The sequence below is a fragment of the Pseudomonas sp. MWU12-3088 genome (assembly GCF_023242405.1).
In the GTDB taxonomy this organism is placed as follows: Bacteria; Pseudomonadota; Gammaproteobacteria; order Pseudomonadales; family Pseudomonadaceae; genus Aquipseudomonas; species Aquipseudomonas kribbensis.
This window is the reverse complement of record NZ_JALJEA010000018.1, coordinates 38356-62260: the sequence shown is the minus strand read 5'-3', so window position 1 is coordinate 62260 and position 23905 is coordinate 38356. Positions and strand designations below refer to the sequence as shown.

General features: G+C 58.0%; 27 protein-coding genes and 1 tRNA gene. 5 read left to right on the top strand and 23 right to left on the bottom strand.

Annotated features, from left to right (window positions below):
* The 5 genes from M5B98_RS28000 to M5B98_RS27980 all read right to left on the bottom strand — a co-directional run.
* Nucleotides 1-326: hypothetical protein (locus M5B98_RS28000; protein WP_248744629.1), on the bottom strand; the 326-nt coding region annotated here is incomplete at its 3' end.
* A gap of 74 nt (nt 327-400) precedes the next feature.
* The gene (gene rtcA / locus M5B98_RS27995) at nt 401-1432 is read right to left on the bottom strand and encodes an RNA 3'-terminal phosphate cyclase (protein ID WP_248744628.1); all 1032 of its coding nucleotides are present in this window, start codon (nt 1430-1432) and stop codon (nt 401-403) included.
* Nucleotides 1433-1440: 8 nt separating this feature from the next.
* Nucleotides 1441-2229, bottom strand: coding sequence for a nucleotidyltransferase domain-containing protein (locus M5B98_RS27990; RefSeq protein WP_248744627.1), 789 nt, complete (start codon nt 2227-2229; stop codon nt 1441-1443).
* A 39-nt stretch (nt 2230-2268) separates the two neighbouring features.
* Complete coding sequence (locus M5B98_RS27985) at nt 2269-3495, bottom strand: RtcB family protein (RefSeq protein WP_248744626.1); 1227 nt, start codon at nt 3493-3495, stop codon at nt 2269-2271.
* A gap of 357 nt (nt 3496-3852) precedes the next feature.
* Entirely contained in the window at nt 3853-5400 is a 1548-nt protein-coding gene (locus M5B98_RS27980; protein WP_248744625.1) for an RNA-binding protein, read from the bottom strand.
* Nucleotides 5401-5604: 204 nt separating this feature from the next.
* On the opposite strand from M5B98_RS27980, the gene rtcR reads away from it, so the two are divergent.
* Together rtcR and M5B98_RS27970 are read left to right on the top strand one after the other, a co-directional pair.
* Nucleotides 5605-7224 carry an RNA repair transcriptional activator RtcR gene (gene rtcR, locus M5B98_RS27975; RefSeq protein ID WP_248744624.1) on the top strand — a complete coding sequence of 540 codons (1620 nt, stop codon included), beginning with the start codon at nt 5605-5607 and terminating at the stop codon, nt 7222-7224.
* On the top strand, nt 7199-7408 hold the full coding sequence (locus M5B98_RS27970; RefSeq protein ID WP_248744623.1) for a hypothetical protein: 210 nt from the start codon (nt 7199-7201) through the stop codon (nt 7406-7408). The genes rtcR and M5B98_RS27970 overlap by 26 nt, the downstream gene beginning before the upstream one ends.
* 52 nt (nt 7409-7460) lie before the next feature.
* On the opposite strand, the gene M5B98_RS27965 is transcribed toward M5B98_RS27970, so the two are convergent.
* The 10 genes from M5B98_RS27965 to thrS form a co-directional block, all read right to left on the bottom strand.
* The gene (locus M5B98_RS27965) at nt 7461-7850 is read right to left on the bottom strand and encodes a hypothetical protein (protein ID WP_248744622.1); all 390 of its coding nucleotides are present in this window, start codon (nt 7848-7850) and stop codon (nt 7461-7463) included.
* A 197-nt stretch (nt 7851-8047) separates the two neighbouring features.
* Nucleotides 8048-8124: transfer RNA gene (locus M5B98_RS27960), tRNA-Pro, on the bottom strand.
* An 89-nt stretch (nt 8125-8213) separates the two neighbouring features.
* A complete protein-coding gene (locus tag M5B98_RS27955) occupies nt 8214-8570 on the bottom strand; it encodes a MerR family transcriptional regulator (protein ID WP_003179985.1) in 357 nt (118 codons plus the stop codon).
* Nucleotides 8551-8853 carry an integration host factor subunit alpha gene (ihfA, locus tag M5B98_RS27950; protein ID WP_002553164.1) on the bottom strand — a complete coding sequence of 101 codons (303 nt, stop codon included), beginning with the start codon at nt 8851-8853 and terminating at the stop codon, nt 8551-8553. Before ihfA ends, M5B98_RS27955 begins: the two co-directional genes overlap by 20 nt.
* 3 nt (nt 8854-8856) lie before the next feature.
* Entirely contained in the window at nt 8857-11235 is a 2379-nt protein-coding gene (gene pheT / locus M5B98_RS27945; RefSeq protein WP_248744621.1) for a phenylalanine--tRNA ligase subunit beta, read from the bottom strand.
* Between the two features lie 26 nt (nt 11236-11261).
* Nucleotides 11262-12278: a phenylalanine--tRNA ligase subunit alpha gene (gene pheS, locus M5B98_RS27940; protein ID WP_085712031.1), complete on the bottom strand. Its 1017-nt coding sequence runs from the start codon at nt 12276-12278 to the stop codon at nt 11262-11264.
* A gap of 109 nt (nt 12279-12387) precedes the next feature.
* Nucleotides 12388-12744 carry a 50S ribosomal protein L20 gene (rplT, locus tag M5B98_RS27935; protein ID WP_007913489.1) on the bottom strand — a complete coding sequence of 119 codons (357 nt, stop codon included), beginning with the start codon at nt 12742-12744 and terminating at the stop codon, nt 12388-12390.
* A 30-nt stretch (nt 12745-12774) separates the two neighbouring features.
* Nucleotides 12775-12969 (bottom strand): 50S ribosomal protein L35, encoded by a 195-nt coding sequence (rpmI, locus tag M5B98_RS27930; RefSeq protein ID WP_002553160.1) that lies wholly within the window; start codon nt 12967-12969, stop codon nt 12775-12777.
* Between the two features lie 60 nt (nt 12970-13029).
* Complete coding sequence (infC, locus tag M5B98_RS27925; RefSeq protein WP_170929631.1) at nt 13030-13581, bottom strand: translation initiation factor IF-3; 552 nt, start codon at nt 13579-13581, stop codon at nt 13030-13032.
* A complete protein-coding gene (thrS, locus tag M5B98_RS27920) occupies nt 13581-15503 on the bottom strand; it encodes a threonine--tRNA ligase (protein WP_085689202.1) in 1923 nt (640 codons plus the stop codon). Before thrS ends, infC begins: the two co-directional genes overlap by 1 nt.
* A gap of 370 nt (nt 15504-15873) precedes the next feature.
* On the opposite strand from thrS, the gene M5B98_RS27915 reads away from it, so the two are divergent.
* Both M5B98_RS27915 and M5B98_RS27910 read left to right on the top strand, forming a co-directional pair.
* Complete coding sequence (locus M5B98_RS27915; RefSeq protein ID WP_085712030.1) at nt 15874-16173, top strand: hypothetical protein; 300 nt, start codon at nt 15874-15876, stop codon at nt 16171-16173.
* Between the two features lie 292 nt (nt 16174-16465).
* A complete protein-coding gene (locus M5B98_RS27910) occupies nt 16466-16678 on the top strand; it encodes a cold-shock protein (protein ID WP_003179963.1) in 213 nt (70 codons plus the stop codon).
* A gap of 72 nt (nt 16679-16750) precedes the next feature.
* Here M5B98_RS27910 and M5B98_RS27905 read toward each other — a convergent pair whose 3' ends face one another.
* Together M5B98_RS27905 and M5B98_RS27900 are read right to left on the bottom strand one after the other, a co-directional pair.
* Nucleotides 16751-17068, bottom strand: coding sequence for an I78 family peptidase inhibitor (locus tag M5B98_RS27905; RefSeq protein WP_248744620.1), 318 nt, complete (start codon nt 17066-17068; stop codon nt 16751-16753).
* Nucleotides 17069-17234: 166 nt separating this feature from the next.
* Nucleotides 17235-17540, bottom strand: coding sequence for a hypothetical protein (locus tag M5B98_RS27900; RefSeq protein ID WP_248744619.1), 306 nt, complete (start codon nt 17538-17540; stop codon nt 17235-17237).
* Nucleotides 17541-17672: 132 nt separating this feature from the next.
* On the opposite strand from M5B98_RS27900, the gene M5B98_RS27895 reads away from it, so the two are divergent.
* Nucleotides 17673-17885, top strand: coding sequence for a hypothetical protein (locus M5B98_RS27895; RefSeq protein WP_085712027.1), 213 nt, complete (start codon nt 17673-17675; stop codon nt 17883-17885).
* Between the two features lie 36 nt (nt 17886-17921).
* Here M5B98_RS27895 and M5B98_RS27890 read toward each other — a convergent pair whose 3' ends face one another.
* The 6 genes from M5B98_RS27890 to M5B98_RS27865 are packed head-to-tail and all read right to left on the bottom strand — an operon-like array spanning nt 17922 to nt 23890.
* Entirely contained in the window at nt 17922-18950 is a 1029-nt protein-coding gene (locus M5B98_RS27890; protein WP_248744618.1) for a nucleoside hydrolase, read from the bottom strand.
* 46 nt (nt 18951-18996) lie between these two features.
* Nucleotides 18997-19401 carry a D-ribose pyranase gene (gene rbsD / locus M5B98_RS27885; RefSeq protein WP_248744617.1) on the bottom strand — a complete coding sequence of 135 codons (405 nt, stop codon included), beginning with the start codon at nt 19399-19401 and terminating at the stop codon, nt 18997-18999.
* A complete protein-coding gene (gene rbsK, locus M5B98_RS27880) occupies nt 19398-20315 on the bottom strand; it encodes a ribokinase (protein ID WP_248744616.1) in 918 nt (305 codons plus the stop codon). Before rbsK ends, rbsD begins: the two co-directional genes overlap by 4 nt.
* 24 nt (nt 20316-20339) lie before the next feature.
* Nucleotides 20340-21359, bottom strand: a complete 1020-nt coding sequence (locus M5B98_RS27875) for a LacI family DNA-binding transcriptional regulator (RefSeq protein ID WP_248744615.1) — start codon at nt 21357-21359, stop codon at nt 20340-20342.
* A gap of 3 nt (nt 21360-21362) precedes the next feature.
* Nucleotides 21363-22340 (bottom strand): ABC transporter permease, encoded by a 978-nt coding sequence (locus M5B98_RS27870; protein ID WP_025111208.1) that lies wholly within the window; start codon nt 22338-22340, stop codon nt 21363-21365.
* Nucleotides 22337-23890 carry a sugar ABC transporter ATP-binding protein gene (locus M5B98_RS27865; RefSeq protein ID WP_085712022.1) on the bottom strand — a complete coding sequence of 518 codons (1554 nt, stop codon included), beginning with the start codon at nt 23888-23890 and terminating at the stop codon, nt 22337-22339. Before M5B98_RS27865 ends, M5B98_RS27870 begins: the two co-directional genes overlap by 4 nt.
* Between the last annotated feature and the right edge of the window lie 15 nt (nt 23891-23905).

Below are 23905 nucleotides of genomic sequence, written 5' to 3'. Positions count from 1 at the left end.
CGCTGAGCCAGTTCATGTCTCACGCACTGTTCGTAATAGGTCTGCTTGACGGCTGCGGGCTTGAGACGCGAGGTACTGTTGTAGGTTTGCTCCGTGATGCCCATCGCGGTCATGCGCATCCACGGCTGCTGAAACTTGCGCACCTGCAAGCGCTTGCGGGCGCCATAAAGGGAAATCCCCGCCAGCTTCGATTGCTGCGCGCCGGCCGCGATGTCCGAACCCCAGGTACAAGCAAAACGATGGCTCTTGCTCAGTTCCCTCCCTTGGGCACTCAGCGCAAACAGAGCCAGGGAAAGCGTTGCAACGGTGATGACAGTCGTCCGCATAGGGCCAGCCTAACCTTTTGAAAAAAGGCGAGTTTGCCGGTGCCGGAGAGATTCGGGGGCCAGCAGTTTGCCGCCTATTGGTCCCGTGTGCTGACTTCGATCCTCAACCGATCAACGGTTTCTTCCCGACACTCGATGGAGACTGGCAAAAAACGCCCGATCACGGCGATGTTGCTGTGCAAATGCTCGGTCATCCCGGGGGTCGTAAACGAGCCCGATCCGGCCAGCGCCATCGGCAACAACAGTTGATCGGCGAGATGCTCGGCCACCGCTGCGCCACTGCGCAACCAGGCGTCTGCCTGATTGATCGCAACGTCCGCAACGGCCTCTGCGCGCATTGAAGCCTGGCCAAACGCGCTGAATACTTCCGTGACGTGCTCAAACGCATACTCCAGCAACAACACGTTACCCGGCCCGCAATCCGGATCAAGGCTGATGGCATTCATCGCCGCTGGCGGCATATTCAAACGCCGGGCCACACGGTCAAGCTCACGTCTGGCGATGTCCGATGCGAGCCCTGCCGTCAGCACAAACGCCTTTTGCGAAAGCGCCGAGCCGCGATCGCACACGTGCAACGCTGACAGTTTCGACGGCTGCACCGTGGCTTCGATTTCGCCGCCACCCGCAGGAACGAATCCATGACGAAGCAGCTTCAGATCGACCTCGGCACCCATGCGGCGCAACAACGGTAACCAGCTTCGAGTAAGGAAATCAGCAGGTGGCGCCAACGGATTATGGGTGCCACCGCTGATCCATACCCGACTGGCTTGCGGTGCCCGCAACAACGCAGGCAGCAACGTCTGCAACACCAGTGTGCAACTGCCGGCGGTACCAATGGCAAAGCGGTATTCGCCGCCGCGAATCGGCCCGGGCTCGAAGCTCAGTGCCTGCGAACCCAATTCTGCGCCTTGAGTCCTTGCACCACAGACCTGCGCCGCCGCCATCACGGCGGTCAGGTGCTGTCGTAACAAGCCTGGACGACTGCGTTTGGCACGAATCCGCTCAATGCAAAATGGCCGCCCTGTCACCATCGACAGGCTCAACGCACTGCGCAGCACCTGGCCACCGCCGATCGCGCCGTCCAGTTCAATCACGTCCTGTTTCATTTTCTTCCTTATGCGTACAACCCGACGGTTTCTCTGAGGTATTGATCGAGCTGACTGGAGTCCTCCCGGGTTCTGGCCAATGTCGGCACTTCGCGCTCGAGTTCCCGTGCGATGAAGTCATGCAACGCCGGACGACGAGGACCGTAGGCGCTCTCATCGGCATTGCGTTTGAGCGCCAGCAGCTCGTCGACCTCTTCGAGCAACACCCGGTCATCGACAGTGCTCAGCAGGTCTGCGAACGTCATCGGTGGCCGGCCACGTCCTTGATCGATCCAGCGCACGGCCAGCAGCGGTCGCAATACGTAGAAGTACTTCTTGAACCTCACGCTGTCGCCCTGCAAATAACCACGGAAGTTCTTCTTCGCCATCGACAGGTAGTGATTGCGCGCGGCCGGTGGGCTGTAGAACGCCTCGGCGAGCGCCCGCAGTTGCGAAACCGCTGTGGTTTCGCTGCGGTACACCAGCGGTGAGTCGAGCCACTCCAACAAGGTCGGATTGGACTTTCGCAACAGCCCGAGGGTTTTGCGCAGCTCCCAGCCACTCACATCGAGTTCGTCATCCAGCGGCCGCTCGATCACGTCCCGCGGTGCATCGACCTGGACGAACCACTCGGGTTTCTCCACATAAACGAAGCGCACGTCGTAATCGCTGTCGGTCGAGGCAAATCCCCAGGCCCGACTGCCCGATTCACAGGCATACAACACCGTGACATTACGCTCGCGCTCTATGCGCGCCAGCTCTTCAAGCACCCGGGCGCGCATGGCGCTGCACAGCGGGTGACGTTCTTCGAATTTCATGTCCTTCAATCCTTGTTCCAGCGTGCCTTGCGGCACGCGCTATCCCTTGACGCACACCACCTGACGCAAGGTATGCAGCACTTCCACCAGCTCACGCTGGGCGTGCATGACTTTGTCGATGTCCTTGTAGGCCATCGGAATTTCATCGATCACTGCAGCATCCTTGCGGCATTCAACGTGCGCAGTGGCACGAATCTGATCCTCGACCGTGAAGGTATTTTTCGCTCGGGTACGACTCATGGTCCGACCGGCACCGTGGCTGCAGGAGCAAAACGATTCCTCGTTGCCCAAGCCGCGAACAATGAAGCTCTTGGCGCCCATGGAACCGGGAATGATCCCCAACTCACCCTTCTTCGCCGATACCGCGCCTTTTCGGGTGACCAGAATGTCTTCACCGAAATGCCGCTCTTTCTGCACGTAGTTGTGATGGCAGTTCACCGCTTCCAGCGCTACCTCGAACGGCTTGCGAATGATCTGTCGCGTGGCCTGAATCACGGCCTGCATCATCAACGCGCGGTTCTGCCTGGCGAAGTCCTGGGCCCAGCCCACCGCTTCCACGTAATCATCAAAGTGCCGGCTGCCTTCTTCGAAGTAGGCCAGGTCACGATCCGGCAGATTGGCAATGTGCTGACGCATATCCGCCTGGGCCATCTGGATGAACAGGTTGCCAATGGCGTTGCCGACACCGCGCGAGCCGCTGTGCAACATGAACCAGACCCGGTTAGCCTCATCCAGGCACACTTCGATGAAATGGTTACCGCTGCCCAGTGTTCCCAAATGTCCGCGATTGTTGGTGTTGGCCAGTTTCGGGTACTTGTCGGTGATTGCCTTGAACCGTGGATGCAGCGCCGCCCACGCCTGATCAGCCTCCTTCGGGATCTCGCCCCAGGCCCCCTTGTCCCGCTGCGACCGGGTCGAACTGCGGCCATGAGGCACCGCCTGTTCGATCGCGCTGCGCAGACCGTGCAGATTGTCCGGTAGATCGGCCGCCGTCAGTGAGGTGCGCGCGGCAATCATGCCGCAGCCAATATCAACACCGACCGCCGCCGGAATGATCGCGCCCACGGTGGGAATCACGCTGCCGATGGTCGAGCCCTTGCCCAGATGCACATCCGGCATCACGGCGAGATGCTTGAAGATGAATGGCATCTTCGCCGTGTTCATCAATTGCTCGCGGGCTTCGTTTTCCACCGGGACGCCTTCGGTCCAGAGTTTGATCGGCTTGCCGTTGGCAACTTCCAGCAGTTGGTACGTGTGTTCTTTCATCATCTCGATTCTTTATTGTCTGGCCGATGATTCGGCGCCTTTACACAGCCTTCGGAGACAAGGTCGGGTGGAACATGCAGCGCGCTCTACCGCTGAGCTACGACCTTTCGGCCGACGGGATTCGAACCCGTGCCCACGCTGTCCTGTAGTTCCACCGGCATTCGCCGGGCAAATTCGAAAAAGGTGGCACGACAAAGGTTGATGACTGTTGCGCGTCGCCGCGCACCGGGGTGAGCCGGCCTCAGATGTACAGCCATCGGCATTCGTGCCGTCACGCGCACTGACAAGGGTTTGATGAGACGTCTTGGATGTAGTCCCACCGGCATTCAGTGCCCGTGACAAATCAATTATTCAGCTTCATTCCATACGTTCGATCGCTTCGACCCAGTGCTGCGGGCCGTACCGGCCGGCAGTGAATTGCTCGATCACATCAAACACCGCGTCACTGAAACCGCCGACATTCAGGATGTCATCGCGATCCGCTGCCGGTGTAGCCCAACCCGGTTGCAGGTCGACGCAGATCAGGCGCGCCTGCGGGTTGAGCCGCTTTATCCGCTCCCATTGCAGCATCGTTTCGCTCGCTCCTCGACGTCGCGCATCGATCCAGGATTCGTTGTCCGACACCATGATCAGCGTGTCGACCTTGGCCCTGCGGTCTGCCAGCTTCTTCAGCGGCGCCGAGCAGCAGGTTCCGCCACCGAATATGCCCGCAAGCTTTTCGGCATTGCTGATTACACTGTCCCGCGGGTTGAGCGTGATATCCACCACGTCGACCTCGAACGGCATCACTCGCGCGGCCGGCTGTTTGCGCAACACCGCTGCCGCGATCAACGCCGCCACATCGATGCAGCGAACTGCTGTGGTCGCACCCTGTCGGTAACCGGTCAGCGGGCTGCCCATCGACCCGGAGACGTCCGGGCAGACCACCACCGCGCCTTCAAGCTTCGGCACATTGGCCAACGACAACTCAAGTGCATCTTGCAGCGCCTCACGTATCGGCGCCGGAACGTCATCACCGACCATTCGGTACGCCGTCAGCAACTGGTACGGATACACCCGCGCCTTGGCGACTGCTTCGGGATCAGCCAACCGTCCGGCCACGTACTCGGTGCAACCCGGCACTTCAAAGGCACCATGGCGCGCCAGGGTGTTGAGGTTGATGCGAAGCCCCTGCCAGCCCATGTTTTGCGCTTGAGCAGCCCACTGTTCCTTGCTCAGGGTTTCGTTGCCGAGCAATTGAAAAGGCACCTCGGGTACTCGATCACTTGCACCGCTGCGAAACGCCAGCAGATCACGAGTCAGTTCCGGCAGCGTTTGTGCGTCCACCGGTTTGCCGATCAGCCAGGCGAAGAACGCATCGCGCCAGGCTTCGGACGGTTTGGGGTGAACCATTTTCACCACATCCGCCAGCGAGGGCTGATTACCGATCGACGCTTGCAACAGTTGCCGCTCGGTCGCGCTGTTCAACCAGTCCTGAACCAGTCGCTTGGGCTGCGAGCCGAGGGATTTGCGCCCCGTGGCACCACTGCGCAGGATCTGTACGAAGTTGCGCAGCATCTTGCCACTGTCCACGATCTCCCCGAACACCTCCGGTACCAATACCGAACGCTGGGCGGCCAGCGCCGCCAGCAACAAGGCCGGCATGTCTTTCATATGGCCTTTTTGGCGGGCGTATATCGCAGCTTTGGCCACAAAGCGGCTGTCCAGTTCAGCCACCAGCTTCAACACTTGATCCAGCTGGTTTTGCGCCGTTGCGTAAAAGGTCTGGTTCAGACAACCGGTCACTGCCAACTGGGCCAGTTGATGCTTGGGCGTATAGGCATAAGCTGGAGCTCCCGAAGCATTCACGGTATCGCACGCCGGCAGGTTGTTCGATTGTGTGTTGAAGAGGTTCAAATTGGCCATCGTGGCGTCTCGCTGTGTTGTCCTGTTCGTTGCGAGAGATATTGCAGCCGCCGTGCCAGTTTTGAAAAAATCTATTTTCTAATATTTAAATAATTGATTTATATAGGTTTTATTTTTATTGAGTCGATCTATGAACGTTAAACACGACAAATCGATACGCCGAACACTATCATTGGGTATCGTCGTTTATCTTTTGAGATAGCCATGCAAAACAAGCGCACTGTTGCCATCGGTTTCATCGGAGCAACCCTCGATCGCGTGGGCAAAGGCGCCAGTCGCTGGAACCATTGGCGCCCGAGCGTAGGCCTGTGCCAGCAGCCGGATGTGCTGATCCATCGACTGGAATTGATTCACGGCACAGACGCCCGGGACGCCAGCCTTGCCGAGCGGATTAGCCAAGACATTCGCCAGGTATCGCCTGAAACCGAGGTCTGCCTGCACCCGATGGCGCTACGCAACCCGTGGGATTTCGAAGAGGTTTATGGTGCGCTGCACGACTTCACCACCGAATACACCTTCAACACCGAGCGTGAGGACTATCTGGTCCACATCACCACCGGCACCCACGTTGCGCAGATCTGCTGGTTCCTGCTGACCGAAGCGCGCTACCTGCCGGCACGACTGATCCAGACCTCCCCTGCCCGTCGCAAGAGTGAAGATGAGCCGGCCAATGGTACTCACGCGCTGATCGATCTGGATTTGTCGCGCTACGATCGCATTGCCACTCGCTTTACCAACAAACGCCTGGAAGGCCTCGAGTTTCTTAAATCCGGCATCGCCACACGCAACACCGCGTTCAACCGCTCCATCGAACAGATTGAACGCGTCGCCGTGCGCTCGAAAGCGCCAATGTTGCTGATCGGCCCGACCGGGGCCGGCAAATCCTTCCTCGCCCGACGGATCTATGAGCTCAAGCGCGGCCGCCACCAGATGCAGGGGCGTTTCGTTGAAGTGAACTGCGCCACCCTGCGCGGCGACGGCGCGATGTCCGCGCTGTTCGGCCACGTCAAAGGCGCCTTCACCGGCGCGCAAAATGCCCGCGACGGCCTGTTGCGCGCCGCCGACGGTGGCATGTTGTTTCTCGATGAAATCGGCGAACTGGGCGCAGACGAACAAGCCATGCTGCTCAAGGCCATTGAGGAGAAGCGCTTCTTCCCGCTCGGCTCGGACAAGGAAATCGACAGCGACTTCCTGATTATCGCCGGCACCCACCGCGACCTTCGTAGCCGCGTCGCTGAGGGCTTGTTTCGGGAGGATCTCTACGCACGAATCAACCTCTGGACGTTCGATCTGCCAGGCCTGGCGGGTCGGCGCGAGGACATCGAACCGAACATCGACTTCGAACTTGAGCGTCACGCGCGCGAACACGGCCAACTGGTACGCTTCAACCTCGAAGCACGCAGGCGCTATCTGGCCTTTGCCAGCTCACGCGAAGCGGCATGGCTTGGCAACTTTCGCGAACTTTCAGCCTCGATCACACGCATGGCAACACTGGCCGACAGCGGACGAATCGATGAAGCGCAGGTACAGGAAGAAATTGATCGACTTCGTTACGCCTGGGGACTGCAGCAACCAGGAGGAATGACGGAAGATTTGCCAGGAGACGCCGAAGGCATGGACCTGTTTGACCGACTGCAATTGAAGGCCGTACTGGCAGTGTGTAGAGAGTCAGATAGCTTGTCGGATGCCGGCAGACGGTTGTTCGGCGTATCGCGCCAGGCGAAGGCACAACCTAATGATGCGGACCGATTGAGAAAGTATCTGGGACGGTTTGGAATTGAATGGAGCCAGGTGAGCGATGCAAAAGAATCAGCCGCAAAGTAAAACGGCAGCAACCGCTGCCGAGATAGAGCGCTCGATCCAGGCCCTGAACAACATGGCGGAACGTCTTTGGGGCGATGGACGCGAGTCCGAGGCCAAGGCACTCCTTGACGCTCTGGATGCGCTAAATCGAGCGCTCGACAGGATCAGGATTGGAGAAAGTCGCAGAGCTGCGACGCTCCATTAAGATGAACACCAAGACAGTCAACAGAACCTGGGATAATCTACAACAGCATGAATCACTTGCGCTCGGAAGACCGGCCGATTTCCTCGCGAGTCGGCATGGTCCAGTCCGAGGGGCGCCGCTCGTAAATAGAGCCTTCACGATCATGGCCGTCGTAACCGAACATCAGCAAATACAATCCAAACGCTGTTGCCGCCAATATCGCCCTGCCAACCGGGTTGGCATCTTTAGCTAAACCACCCGGCCCGATGGCCACCCAACCGTCCCGCAGGTAAGCAAAGACGGCTTGCATAAACCACGCCTGCATCGCCAAGGACAGCCAGAAAAGGCTCCATTCTCCCGTGTAGCGCACAAAGGCATTCACCAGAGCCGCTGCAACCATCAAAGTTAGTATCAGATAGCGAAAGCGCTTGAGGAACGTCAAAGGATGGTTCTTGTGCTCCATGACTTTCACTGCCTCCAAGTTTTGCCGGCACACTCTGATTTTCCGATTAGGTCGTTTCAGGCGATTCTGATTAGCAGCTGTGGGCGATAAAGAAAATGAACAACCAACTGTGGAACAAAGGCGAAAAGAAGTCCCGTAAATGCCACGCACATGAAAAAGCCCAACTCGCTAAAGTTGGGCTAAGTCATTGAATTATATGGTCGGGACGGAGTGATTCGAACACTCGACCCCTAGCACCCCATGCTAGTGCGCTACCGGACTGCGCTACGCCCCGACTAGGTTTGAAACTCGTTCTCCATCTCGAAGAACGCTCAAGAATATATCGCAAGCTTTTGAAAACTGGAAGTATTTAAAAGCAGGAAATTATTTCTTGAGGACCACCAGAACATCTTCGAGCTCGGCGATCATCTGGCGGATCATTTGCTTGTATTGGGTTGTATCGTCTTTGGCTTCATCACCGGACAGGCGCAGACGCGCACCGCCGATGGTGAACCCTTGATCGTAAAGGAGCGCGCGGATCTGCCGGATCATCAGCACGTCCTGGCGCTGATAATACCGGCGGTTTCCGCGGCGTTTGACGGGGTTGAGCTGAGGAAACTCCTGCTCCCAGTAGCGCAGCACGTGCGGCTTTACCGCACACAGCTCGCTGACTTCACCAATGGTGAAGTAGCGTTTGCCCGGGATGACGGGTAGTTCGTCGTTATGACTTGGTTCCAGCATAAGCCTCAACTCGGGCCTTCAACTTCTGCCCTGGACGAAAGGTGACCACACGGCGAGCCGTGATCGGGATTTCTTCCCCCGTTTTCGGGTTGCGGCCAGGCCGCTGGCGCTTGTCCCGAAGGTCGAAATTGCCGAAACCCGACAATTTGACCTGCTCGTTGTCTTCAAGAGCGTGCCTGATTTCCTCGAAAAACAGTTCGACCAATTCCTTGGCTTCCCGCTTGTTCAGGCCCAGCTCTTCATACAGACGTTCCGCCATCTCAGCTTTCGTCAAAGCCCCCATACGTCACTTCCTTAACGTGGCGTTCAACCTTTGTTCGAGCGAGGTGAGGATATTTTGCGTCGTCGAATTCACCTCATCGTCATTAAGAGTGCGCGATGGATGCTGCCAGGTCAAGCCGACTGCAAGGCTTTTTCTATCAGGATCAATACCTTTACCCTGATACACGTCAAACAGCCTGAGATCCGTGAGCCATTCGCCTGCATTTTCACGAATTACGTCCAGTACAGCCGAGGCCGCAACGTCTTTGTGCGCAATCAGTGCCAGGTCACGACGCACTTCAGGAAAGCGCGACAACTCGTGGAATTTCGGCATTTTACCCAACGCTACTTCAGCCAGAACCAGCTCGAAGACGAAGACCGGACGGTCGAGACCCAAGGATTTCGACAGTTCAGGGTGAATCGCGCCGATAAAGCCGACTTCACGCCCTTCACGCTCGATGCGCGCGGTTTGACCAGGGTGCAGCGCCGGGTGTTTGCCCGGAGTGAAAGTGAACGAATCCAGCGCACCGGCAAAACCCAGCACCGCTTCCACGTCAGCCTTGACGTCGAAGAAGTCGACGGTATCGCGACCTTGCGCCCAGCCTTCCGGCAGACGGCTACCGCAGACAACACCGGCCAGCATCGGCTCTTGCTTCAGGCCTTCCAGCTGACCGACGAAGCGCAGACCGCTCTCGAACAGACGGACGCGATCCTGCTGACGATTCAGGTTGTGCTGCAGCGCCTTGACCAGACCCGGCCACAGCGAAGAACGCATGGCGGCCATGTCATTGGAGATCGGGTTCGCCAGCAGCAGCGGCTCGACACCTGGATTGAACAGCTCGAATTGCTTTGGATCAATGAAGCTATAGGTGATCGCTTCCTGATAACCACGAGCGACCAACAGACGACGCAACTCCGGCAGATCGCTGCGCGCTTCAGCCTTGGCTTGCGGCGCCAGACGAGCTTGCGGGTAACGAACCGGCAGACGGTTGTAACCGTACAGACGCGCCAACTCTTCGATCAGATCGACTTCCAGGCTGATATCGAAGCGATGGCTCGGCACTTCTACGCGCCACTGCCCTGCCCCGTCAGTGGAAATCTTCAGGCCCAAAGCGTTGAGCAGACGCTCGACTTCGGCCGAATCCATTTCCATGCCCAGCATCTGGGTGATGCGCTGAGCACGCAGAGTGATCGGCGCGATCGACGGCAAGTGGTGCTCGCTGACGGTCTCGATGATCGGGCCGGCTTCGCCACCGGTGATTTCCAGCAGCAGGCCAGTGGCGCGCTCCATGGCTTCACGGGCCAGTTGCCAGTCCACGCCACGCTCGTAGCGGTGCGAAGCATCAGTGTGCAGACCATAAGAGCGAGCCTTGCCCGCCACCGCGATCTGGTCGAAGAATGCACTTTCAAGGAACACGTCGCGAGTGGTCGCGGATACACCGCTGTGCTCGCCACCCATCACACCGGCAATGGCCAGAGCGCGAGTGTGGTCGGCGATCACCAGCGTATCGCTACGCAGGCTGACTTCCTGACCATCGAGCAGAACGAGCTTCTCGCCCTCTTCCGCCATGCGCACACGAATGCCGCCATTGATTTCAGCGAGGTCGAAAGCGTGCAGCGGCTGGCCCAGCTCAAGCATCACGTAGTTGGTGATGTCGACCGCGGCGTCGATGCTGCGGACTTCGGCGCGACGCAGGCGCTCCACCATCCACAGCGGCGTAGGCCTGGACAAATCAACGTTGCGGATGACACGACCCAGGTAACGCGGGCACGCAGCAGGCGCCAGCACTTCTACCGAACGCACTTCGTCGTGCACCGCAGGAACAGTCATCACCACCGGACGAGTGACCGGAGCGTCGTACAACGCACCCACTTCACGCGCCAGACCCGCCAGGGACAGGCAGTCGCCGCGGTTCGGAGTCAGGTCAACCTCGATGCTGGCGTCTTCCAGATCCAGGTAAACACGGAAATCTTCGCCCACCGGCGCATCGGCCGGCAGCTCCATCAGACCGTCATTGCCTTCACCGACCTGCAGCTCGGTTTGCGAGCACAGCATGCCGTTGGACTCGACGCCACGCAGCTTGGCTTTCTTGATCTTGAAGTCACCCGGCAGCTCGGCACCGATCATGGCGAACGGAATCTTCAGGCCCGGACGCACGTTTGGCGCACCGCACACGACCTGGAAGGTTTCCGTGCCATTGCTGACCTGGCACACACGCAGCTTGTCGGCGTCAGGGTGTTGTTCGGTACTCAGAACCTCACCCACCACTACACCACTGAATGCACCGGCGGCCGGCGTAACGCTATCGACCTCAAGACCGGCCATCGACAGACGGGCAACCAGCTCGTCGCGATTTACCTGCGGGCTGACCCAGCCACGCAGCCATTGTTCACTGAATTTCATCCTGCTCTCCTAAGAATTCGTTACGACTAGCGAAATTGCGCGAGGAACCGCAAGTCGTTGTCGAAGAACAGACGCAAGTCGTTCACGCCGTAACGCAGCATGGCCAGACGCTCGACGCCCATGCCGAAGGCAAAGCCCGAGAACTCTTCCGGGTCGATCCCGGACATGCGCAGCACATTCGGGTGAACCATGCCGCAGCCCATCACTTCCAGCCAACCGGTCTGCTTGCAGACGCGGCAGCCTTTACCGCTGCACATCACGCATTCCATGTCGACTTCAGCGGATGGCTCGGTGAACGGGAAGTAGGAAGGACGGAAACGCACCGCCAGTTCTTTTTCGAAGAACACCCGCAGGAACTCTTCGATAGTCCCTTTCAGGTCGGCGAAATTGATGTCGCGATCGACCAGCAGGCCTTCGACCTGGTGGAACATCGGCGAGTGAGTGATATCGGAGTCGCTGCGATACACACGGCCTGGGCAGACGATGCGGATCGGCGGCTGCTGCGATTCCATGGTGCGGACCTGTACCGGTGAGGTATGGGTGCGCAACAGCATGTTCGCGTTGAAATAGAAGGTGTCGTGCATCGACCGGGCCGGGTGATGGCCTGGGATGTTGAGCGCCTCGAAGTTGTGATAGTCGTCTTCGACCTCAGGGCCTTCGGCAATGCCGTAGCCGATGCGGGTGAAGAACTGCTCGATACGTTCCAGAGTCCGGGTTACCGGATGCAGACCACCGGAGGTCTGACCGCGGCCCGGCAGGGTTACGTCAATGGATTCGGCGGACAGTTTGGCAGCCAGTTCGGCCTCTTCAAACAGCGCCATGCGCGCATTGAGAACGCCTGTGACACGTTCCTTGGCAACGTTGATCAGGGCGCCGACCTGCGGACGCTCCTCTGCCGGCAAATTCCCCAGGGTCTTCATCACCTGAGTCAATTCACCCTTTTTGCCAAGGTATTGAACCCGGATTTGCTCCAGGGCATTGATATCTTCAGCGCTTTGCACAGCCTCTAGTGCTTGAGAGACCAGCGCATCCAGGTTTTCCATGTACAGACTCCAGATACAAAATAGGGGAAGAGCTTGAAGGCTCTTCCCCTATTTATGACGTTTACCACCTGACCCCACAGAGGTGAGGCCGGGTGACTGTCGGGGGTACTTAAGCCAAGGTGGCTTTAGCTTTCTCGACAATCGCGGCAAACACCGCTTTTTCGTTCACTGCCAGATCAGCCAGAACCTTACGGTCGATCTCGATGGACGCTTTTTTCAGGCCAGCGATGAAACGGCTGTAGGACAGACCGTTAACACGAGCACCAGCGTTGATACGAGCGATCCACAGAGCGCGGAACTGACGTTTTTTCTGACGACGGTCACGGTAGGCGTATTGGCCTGCCTTGATTACCGCTTGCTTGGCAACACGGAATACGCGCGAGCGAGCGCCGTAGTAGCCTTTAGCAAGTTTCAGAATTTTTTTGTGACGTTTACGGGCAATGACGCCACGCTTTACACGAGCCATGAGTTACTTCCTCTATTCTTGATCCAAAAATTAACGAAGGCGCAGCATGCGCTCGACTTTTGCCACGTCAGACGGATGCAGCAAGCTGCTACCGCGCAGTTGACGCTTACGCTTGGTCGACATTTTGGTCAGGATGTGGCTCTTGAAAGCGTGCTTGTGCTTGATACCGTTAGCAGTTTTCAGAAACCGCTTAGCAGCACCACTTTTGGTTTTCATCTTTGGCATGTTCGGATACTCCGCATTCAGTTGATAAACATAATCAGAAGGCCTGCCGTGCCCTGTTGATTACTTCTTCTTTTTCGGGGCGATGACCATGATCAGCTGGCGTCCTTCCATCTTAGGATGCTGTTCGACCGAACCGTACTCGAGCAGGTCTTGTTCAACCCGCTTGAGGAGTTCCATCCCCAGCTCCTGGTGGGCCATCTCACGGCCGCGGAATCGCAAGGATACCTTGGCCCTGTCCCCGTCACTCAGGAAACGTACCAGGTTGCGCAGTTTTACCTGGTAATCCCCTTCCTCCGTCCCTGGACGAAACTTGATTTCTTTTACCTGAATCTGCTTCTGGTTCTTCTTCGCCGCAGCAATCTGCTTCTTCTTTTCGAAGATCGATTTGCCGTAGTCCATCACACGGCAAACCGGTGGGACTGCGTCTGCAGAGATTTCTACCAGATCAAGCTTTGCTTCTTCAGCGATACGAAGCGCTTCATCAATCGAGACGATGCCAATCTGCTCGCCGTCAGCGCCAATTAACCGAACCTCGCGTGCCGAGATATTCTCGTTGATCGGGGCTTTCGGTGCAGTTCGTTTATCTTGTCTCATTTCACGCTTAATAATAATTACTCCGAATCTGGGCGACCACGCCGGGAAACCGCTTGCGCGAGAAACTCAGCGAACTGGGCGACGGGCATCGAGCCCAGGTCAGCACCTTCACGAGTACGCACAGCGACAGTCTGCATCTCGACTTCCTTATCCCCAATAACCAAGAGATATGGAACCTTGAGCAAAGTATGCTCGCGGATTTTAAAGCCGATCTTTTCATTTCTCAAGTCAGACTTGGCACGAAACCCGCTTTCGTTGAGAGTTTTTTCGACCTGAGCAACAAAATCTGCCTGTTTATCAGTGATATTCATGATCACTGCCTGGGTTGGCGCCAGCCACGCAGGGAATGCACCTTCGTAGTGCTCGATCAGAATCCCGACGAAACGCTCGAACGAACCGAGAATCGCACGGTGCAACATGACCGGATGCTTGCGGCTGTTGTCTTCGGAGACGTATTCGGCACCGAGACGCACTGGCAGGTTGAAATCGAGCTGCAAAGTACCACATTGCCACACGCGACCGAGGCAATCTTTCAGCGAGAATTCAATCTTCGGACCATAGAAAGCGCCTTCACCCGGCTGCAGATCGTACGGAAGGCCCGCGCTATCAAGGGCCGCGGCCAAAGCCGCTTCGGCGCGATCCCACAGCTCGTCGGAACCAACGCGTTTTTCCGGACGAGTGGACAGTTTCATCTCGACGTCGGTGAAACCGAAGTCGCGGTAAACATCCATGGTCAGCTTGATGAACGCGGCGGATTCGGCCTGCATCTGCTCTTCGGTGCAGAAAATGTGGGCATCGTCCTGAGTGAATGCACGCACGCGCATGATGCCGTGCAGCGCACCCGACGGCTCGTTACGGTGACAGGCACCGAACTCGGCCAGACGCATCGGTAGTTCGCGGTAGCTCTTCAGACCCTGGTTGAATACTTGCACGTGGCAAGGGCAGTTCATCGGCTTGATCGCGTAGTCGCGGCTTTCCGACTCGGTGGTGAACATGTTGTCGGCGTAGTTGGCCCAGTGCCCGGACTTTTCCCACAGGCTACGGTCAACGACTTGCGGCGTCTTGATCTCGAGATAGCCGTTGTCGCGCTGCACCTTGCGCATGTACTGCTCGAGTACCTGGTACAGCGTCCAGCCATTCGGGTGCCAGAACACCATGCCCGGCGCTTCTTCCTGGGTGTGGAACAGGCCCAGACGCTTGCCGATCTTGCGGTGATCGCGCTTTTCAGCTTCTTCGATTCGCTGGATGTACGCTGCCAACTGCTTCTTGTCAGCCCATGCGGTGCCGTAAACGCGCTGCAATTGCTCGTTCTTGGCATCACCGCGCCAGTAGGCACCGGACAGCTTGGTCAACTTGAAGGATTTCAGGAAGCGAGTGTTCGGCACGTGCGGACCGCGGCACATGTCGACATATTCTTCGTGATAGTACAGGCCCATGGCCTGCTCGTTCGGCATGTCCTCGACCAGGCGCAGCTTGTAGTCTTCGCCACGGGCCTTGAACACTTCGATCACTTCGGCGCGCGGAGTGACTTTCTTGATGACGTCGTATTCGGTATCGATCAGCTGTTGCATGCGCTGTTCGATGGCAGTCATGTCGTCCGGAGTAAAAGGACGCTCGAAGGCGATGTCGTAATAGAAGCCTTCGTCGATGACCGGGCCGATGACCATTTTTGCCGTCGGGTACAGCTGCTTGACCGCATGGCCAACCAGGTGGGCGCAAGAGTGGCGAATGATCTCCAGCCCCTCTTCATCCTTTGGCGTGATGATTTGCAGCGTTGCGTCGCTGTCAATGATGTCGCTAGCGTCGACCAGCTTGCCGTTCACCTTGCCGGCCAGGGTGGCCTTGGCCAGGCCTGCACCGATAGATGCGGCGACCTCGGCTACGGAAACCGGGTGATCGAATGAACGTTGACTGCCGTCGGGAAGAGTAATAGTTGGCATGGCGCCTCCTCTCCTAGTGGTGACCCCTACCAAAGGTCACGTGGGTTGGGATGAGCCAGTACAAGATCCGATCCAGGCCATTCAATGACGAACGCCTGCCTTACAGCGGCAGGAGCCTTGCGGCCAACCGGAAAACCGAACCAGAGTGACTGGGATTCAAATCAGAGTATTCGTACGCCGCCGCTGCCGGGACTGAAGGTCATCCGGAGCCTGCGAACGCCCGAGTCGGCCATGCTAGCACAGATGAACGGTCACACACGCACTCTGGTTTACCGGCAGGCAAATCGTCAGTTTTATGCCAGAGTGATGAACTTGATCGGCCACTCAGCCATCAGATAACAAGACATCGACCCACAAGGAGCATCCTCGCATGCGTCTGAACACCCTATTCGCCGCAGTCGTCCCTTTAGTTCTGCTGTTGCCGCTGAGCGCGCAGGCTGCCTGGCCGAAAGGCGTCAAAGAGCAATACATGAACGACTGCACAAAAGCGGCCAGCCAAAGCGTCAACCCGACCGTAGCCAAACAACACTGCACCTGTGGCGCTGATGTCCTGGAGAAGAAATTCACCACACAGGAAATCTCTCAGCTGATGGACAAGAACACCCCGCCGAGCGGTGAGCTGGGTCAGCGCGCACTGAAGGAAATCTCGGTTTGCCGAGTGCAGAAATAGACCCTGTCGGGCGGATTTACGGGCATTCAACGAGCAAAAAACGGCCGGAATGCCCCTGAATCCGATATTTTATGCAGGTTTTATAGCTTTTTTTACACCCCGCCGAATTGGCTGAAAGCCTCTGAAACCGGGGGTTACAGACATTCAAACTGTCGAAGCGTCTGCAATATGAAAGCAAACAGCACGTCCGGGGGGCTACCAAAGCGAACATTTCGACTATGATACCCCGGTGTGCCCAGTTGGCCTGAGCAGCACAGTACTACTGAAAATATATGTTTCTTGGAGATACACCATGTCTAATCGCCAAACCGGCACCGTTAAATGGTTCAACGATGAAAAAGGCTTCGGCTTCATCACTCCTCAAGGTGGCGGTGACGACCTGTTCGTACACTTCAAAGCTATCGAATCCGACGGTTTCAAAAGCCTGAAAGAAGGCCAGACCGTTTCCTTCGTGGCTGAGAAAGGCCAAAAGGGTATGCAAGCTGCACAAGTTCGCCCAGAGTAATTTCTCGGCGCACTAAAAAAACCCCGTCCATGTGACGGGGTTTTTTATGCGCGCGACAAAAGTCTGTACAACTCAGCCACAGCTGGCCCGGGTGACCACCAGATTGTTGTCGGTATTGAGATTCAGCCGATCAGACCGGTACTCAAGGGTGATCATGTCGTCAGGCTTGAGGAACCGGGCATTCTGCGCGCCGGCCTTTTTGCGCGCCTGATCCAGCAATTCCGGCGAAGCCTTTTTGCCGACGGCGAACTCTGCAGCGGTTGCCTCGCAACGACTGTGACCGGTTTCGGTCGCCACGGGATCCTTCTGCGACTCGCTGGACGTGCTAGTGCAGCCAGCCAGCATGGCAACCGCCATCAAAGTACCCAGTGACGCGAGCTTCCAAGGCATGAAGCCTCCTTTTTTCAATAGTTGAGCGAACATCGTGCGACCGCCAATACAGCGTTTGGTTTCATGACCTGCGCCACCCCCCTGCCCCACGATCAGAAAAACGGCAAGTTTGCCTCAGCAACGCCCGATCCTTCTTTATACAATCGTCACTGAATATGACCAGTGCTCAGTAGACATCAATGTAGTCAAAGGCCGGATTCGGCCAGTTGTCCTTGAGCGCGTTGAAGATCTGCATCACCCAGACCTCATCACTGGCCGCAACGTTGCCCACATAACCCGAACCCTTTGCCCAGGTCTCCAGGCGAAACGACAAGCCATCGATAGCCTGGCCACCGGTGACACCCGAAGAGATATACGCAATGCCGCCCTTGGTCACGCGCAACTGGGTGTGCTCATCGTCACTGGCCGAAGCCAGCATCAGACGCACGGCGTCCAGCGTCAGGCCGTCGGGGGAATTCAAATCGATCTGCACAGCTCAGGCCCCTGGTTATTTCGAAGACGACCAAGTGTCGCATAGCCTTGCGCTCATGCCTAAGTCGCAGTGCCAAACATCGGACAAAGTGGTTAACTCAAGACTCCAGTCCCGCAACCTTCCGAGCCCATCATGACGACCGTAAGCATCTCAGCCGACATCAAGGCCCACTGGCCACAAGGCCATAGCTCTTACAGTCCGGGCAGCCCGGAGGAATTGGCATTGATCAGCATCGACCTGCTGGTCAAGACACTGGGAACACAAGCCGCGCAATCATTTATTGCCCAGCTGTTCGAGAAGTATCCGGATGACTTCAAAGGCACATCGGACATCGAGAAAGAATAAAAAAGGCCCGCAGGCTGGCACCTGCGGGCCTGTTGCTTACTTCAGACGCTTCAGGCGTTCGGTCAACAGATCGAAGAAGCCCTGAGCATCACCGTTTTCCACCCAGAAGGCATTTTTCGGGGCTTTCAGGCCGTCATACCAGTCGACGATGGTCTGCCCGAAGGTCGGACCTTCACGGCTATCAACCACCACGTTCACCGAACGGCCGGTGAACAGTTCTGGTTTGAGCAGGTAAGCCACGACCGTGGCGTCATGCACCGGACCGCCCGGAATACCGTAGTGTTCCATATCACCCTTGATGTACTCGTTGAGGATATCGCCGACAATCTTGCTCGCGTTGTTGTTCAGCGCCGCGATCTGTTTCAGGCGTGCATCGCTGGTGAGAATCTTGTGGGTTACATCCAGCGGCAGGTAAGTCAGCTTCACGCCGCTCTTGAGCACGACTTCAGCCGCTTGCGGATCGGCGTACAGGTTGAATTCGGCCACTGGCGTGATGTTGCCACCGTTGAAGTGCGCGCCACCCATGATGACCACTTCCTTGATGCCCTGAACGATCTCCGGCTCCTGGATCAGTGCCAGCGCCAGGTTGGTTTGCGGCCCCAGCATGGCAATAGTGATGCTGTGCGGCTTGGCTTTTTTCAGGGTGTCGATCAGGTAGTTGACCGCATTGCCTTCAGCCAGGCCTTTTTTCGGCTCATGCACGGCGACACCCGACAGGCCTTCCTTGCCATGGATGTTCTCGGCGTAGATCGGTGTGCGCATCAACGGCTTCGGTGCACCGGCGTAGACCGGCACCTCTTCACGCCCGGCCCACTCGCGGGCCAGTCGCGCATTGCGTGATGTCTTGTCGAGACGCACGTTGCCAGCCACGGTGGTCAGCGCGCGAATGTTCAGCTCCTCCGGCGATGCCAGAGCAAACAACAGGGCCACCACATCATCGGCACCTGGATCGGTATCGATGATCAGATCGATCTTTTCCGCCGCCTGGGCGCCGGTCGCGGTTATCACGGACAAAAGCAGCAGGCTCCGGATCAGTTGGTGAATTTTTTGAGCATAGCGGTGCATGGCGCATTCCTTGTGCATTTGAAATCAGAAAAGGGACTGAGCCCCGTTAAAACGTTACCCCGGCCACCAGCACGATGTTGCAGTACGGCTGACATTCGCCTGTACGGACAATCGCTCGCGCCTGTCGGCTGAGAGCCTTGAATTGCTCATGACCGAGCAGATCGCGCCGCCCCAGTACACCTTCTTCATTCAATGCATCCAGCGAGGCCAGCGCAGTGGGTTGTTTGTCGAAGATTTCCTGGGCGAGCACATGACTTTCCACCTGCATTTCGCTGAGCACGATCTTCAGGGTGCTGACGAAATCCGGAACACCGTGGGTCAGCGCGAGATCGATCAACTCGACACCCGGTGGCACGGGCAAGCCGGCATCACCGATCACGACGATGTCGCCATGCCCCAGGGAGGCAATCAGCCGAGACAGCGCGATATTGAGCAATGGAGTCTTTTTCATGCGGGTTTGAACGCCTGTACGTCGGATGATGTGGGAATGGACGGCTGGGCACCCGCACGAGTAACAGACAGCGCCGCGGCTATCTGACCAAAACGAATGGCCTCGACTTCGGTTTTGCCGGCGGCCAGCGCCGCCGCGAAACCGCCGACGAAGGTGTCCCCGGCAGCCGTGGTATCGACCGCCTTCACTTTGGGCGCAGGGAAATGCTGGTAACCCGAGCCGTTGGCGAACAACGCCCCCTGAGCACCCAGCGTGACGATCACGTTGCCGGCGCCCATGGAAATCAGCCGTGCAGCTGCTTTTTCAGCGCTTTCCAGCGAGTCCACCGGCAAGCCGCTGAGGGCGGCAGCCTCGCTTTCATTGGGAATCAGGTAGTCGATGGAAGCAAACCAGTCCGCAGGCAAAGGACGACTGGCCGGGGCCGGATTCAGGATAACCGTCTTGCCCAGTTCACGACCGCGCTTGAGCGCATGACCGACGGTGGCATCGGGAATTTCCAGCTGACAAATGATCACATCCGCGGCCTGCAAGACCGCATCGAACTGGTCGATCACCGCAGGCGTCATCGAACCGTTGGCTCCGGCAACGATGACGATAGCGTTCTGACTGTTGTCATCGACCACAATCAGCGCTACACCACTGGAGTCCTCGACCACGCTGACCGCCTGACAATCGATCTGCTCGGCCAGCAAAGCCTCGCGCAATTGCACGCCGTAGTCGTCATTGCCGACACAGCCGACCATCGACACTTGCGCACCCAACCGGGCGGCGGCCACCGCCTGATTGGCACCCTTGCCACCTGACACAGTGGCGAACGAATGTCCGATCAGTGTCTCGCCACCCCGGGGCAAACGAGGTGCCCGGGTGACCAGATCCATGTTCAGACTGCCTATTACCACGACATTTGCAGGCATACATCACTACTCATCAATTCGGTTTCAGCGATATTCGGTAAACACGCCAGCCAACGGCGCAGTCGACTCTCGCAAGACAATACTCGGGGTCACGATCCGCTGATCCGTAGCCAGATCAGGGGTAGCAATTCTTCGCAGCAACACTTCCGCCGCCATCTCGCCCAACTGCAGGATCGACTGCCCCACAGTGGTCAGCGCCGGGTACACGTAACGGCTCATCTGGATATCGTCGAAGCCGATCACCGACAACTGCGCAGGTACGCGCACATTGCGCTCGGCGGCGGCGCGCAGCACACCGATACCGATCATGTCGTTGCCGGCAAAGATTGCACTGGGGGGATTGCCCTCAAGCAAAACCGCAGCCGCGTTGTAACCGCCAGTGCTGGTGAAATCGCTTTCCAGCATCCGCGATGGCGGCACTTCAATACCTGCCTCTTTCAAGGCGCGGCAAAATCCTGCCCGACGCATTTGCGCAACACTGGTGCTCGCCGGTCCGCCAATCGTGGCGATATCACGATGCCCAAGCTCAATCAGGTGCCTTGTCGCCAGATAGGCGCCATATTCATGGTCGATGCGCACAAGATCAGCGTCCACCCCTTCCAGCCCCCGGTCTACGATCACCATCGGCGTCTTGACTCCGGCCAGACCTTGCACCAGGCCACTGTCACCGCCAGCGGAGGCGACGATCAAGCCATCGATACGCTTCTCCAGCAACACCCGCAAATAGCTGCGCTGCTTTTCCGGATTGTCGTCGGAGTTGCAGAGAATTACGCAGTAGCCATTACGCTCACAATAATCCTCGATCCCCCGGGCCAGCTCGGCAAAGTACGGGTTAAGGCTGTTGGGCACCAGCAAGCCAATGGTGGCAGTGGTCTTGGCCTTCAGCGATCGGGCAACAGCGCTTGGCACGTAGTCGAGGCTCTTGATCGCCGCCTCGACTTTCAGCCGCACTTCCTGGCTTACCGGCCGGGTGTTGTTCACAACATGGGAGACGGTCGTGTAGGAAATTCCCGCAAGCGCCGCCACATCCTTGATTGTCGCCATGTCTCAGCCCCGCCGGCTTGCGCGTTGGCTGCGATACGTATCGAGCACTACCGCGATGACGATCACTGCGCCGGTGATGATGCGCTTGGTCGGCTCGGTTGCGCCGATCTGCGCCAGACCGGCCGCCAGGACGGAGATGATCAAAACCCCGAAGAACGTACTGATGACCGAACCACGGCCGCCCATCAGGCTGGTGCCGCCGATCACTACCGCAGCGATCACTTGCAGCTCAAGGCCTGAACCGGCATTCGGGTCGGCAGCTTCCAGACGGGAAATCTGGAACAGCGCCGCGATACCGGCCAGCAGCCCCATCAGGCTGAACACCAGAATCTTATAGGGTTTGGGATTGATGCCCGCCAGCCGTACAGCTTCCTCGTTGGTACCGATGCCGATCAGGTAGCGACCGAACACGGTCCGGGTCAACACCGCTTGAGCAATGAAGATCACCAGCAGGGCAATGATGAACGACGGCGAAATACCAAAGGCAATCGGGTTCGACAGCCACGCGAACGAGTCACCGATGTAGGCCGTGCGCGAACCGGTCATCTGATACGCCAGACCCCTGGCCATTTCCAGCACACCGAGCGAAACGATGAACGACGGAATTCGCCACGCAACCGTGATCGAGCCGGTCACCGTACCAGCCAGCGCCGCCACTGCCATGCCAAGCAGCGCAGCCGGCAAAACACTCCAGCCCCAGCCCAGGATCGCCACGCTGACGGTCGATGCCGCGAGCGCCAGCACCGACCCCACCGACAGGTCGATCCCGCCAATGATCAGTACGAAGGTCATGCCGACCGCCAACACCATCAGGTCGGGGATCTGGTTGGCCAGGGTGCTGAAAGTGTTGTACGACAGGAAGTGGCTGCTCATGACCGAGAACAGCGCAACCATCGCCAGCAGGGCACCGGCCAGGCCCAGGTAAGTGCCCAGACCGTAGAAGTTGCCACTACGTTTACCGGCAGAAGATGCAGTTTTCATGGGAGATCCCTAGGCGCTGCTTCATTGAGCAACGCATCACGTTTTTGGTAGCCGGCGAACGCGGCGGCAAGCAAGTCATCCTGGGTCCAGCTGTCGCGTTCGAACGTGTCGATCAGACGCCCCGCCGACAACACCCCGATGCGGTCGCAGATCAGCATCAGCTCGCGCAGGTCGCTGGAGACCACCACCAGTGCCTTGCCCTGCCGGGTCAGCTCACCCAGCAGGTTATAAATGTCGAACTTGGCACCGACGTCGATACCGCGAGTTGGCTCATCGAACAGCAACACCGAACAATCGCGCTCCAGCCAGCGGCCGATCACGACCTTTTGCTGGTTGCCGCCGGACAGTTCGGACACCAGTTGAGTCGGACTCGAACTGCGGATGCGCATGGCATCGATCTGCCGTTTGGCCAGGGAGATTTCGTCGCCATTGTTGACGAAACCACCGCTGGAGATCTCCGGCATATTGCCCAGGGCAATGTTGGCGCTGATCGACTGGCTCAGCAGCAGGCCCTCACCCTTTCGGTCTTCCGTGATCAGGGCGATGCCGTTACGCACAGCATCGACCGGCGAGCGGATACTCACCACCTGCGCCGGTGAGCCGAGGGCAACGCTGCCGCTGTCGGCGAGATCGGCGCCGAAAATCAGGCGCAGCAGTTCCGTGCGCCCTGCCCCGATCAACCCGGAAACGCCGAAAATCTCACCGGCACGCACTTCGAAGGACACGTCGCGAACCTTGTCGGAACGAGTGAGGCCTTTCACCGTCAACGCAGGAGCACCGATATTTCGCGGGCCCATGTCCATGTGTTCGCCCAGCTCGCGACCGACCATCAGGGTGACCAGTTGCTCGCTGTTGTAATTGGCCATCGGCTCGACGCAAACAAGATTGCCGTCACGCAGCACGGCAATGCGCTGTGCGACTCGGGCCAGCTCTTCGAGGCGGTGGGAGATATAAATGATCGCAACGCCGCGCGCCTGCAGCCGGGTGATCTGCTCGAAGAGCATTTCGACTTCGCGAGCGGTGAGCATCGCGGTCGGCTCGTCGAGAATCAGCACATGGCAATCGCCGATCAGGTTGCGCGCGATCTCGACCATTTGCTGGTGACCGATACCCAGTTCACCGACCAGTGTGTCCGGGTCAATGGCATCCAGGCCGACCTGAGCCATGGCTTCGATGGCAGCCTTGCGAAGCTGTTTGCGACTGATCCAGCCACCGTTGCTTGGCAGGTTGTCGAGAAACAGGTTTTCCGCCACCGAAAGAGTCGGCAACAGATTGAGTTCTTGCATGACCATGCGCACGCCAAGCTCTTCGGCCTGGGTACGGCTACCAGGGCGGTATTCCTTGCCCTGGAACTGCATCTGCCCGGTGGTCGGGGTCACCAGACCACCGATGATTTTCGACAGGGTACTTTTACCGGCACCGTTCTCGCCGGTCAGTGCCAGCACTTCACCGCGCATCAGCGTCAAGTCGATGCCGGTGAGCACCGGCTGCGCATAGGTCTTACCGATACCGCTGACCGAGAGGACAGCGTTCGGGGCGGAAACTGACATAAAAAACTCTCCATG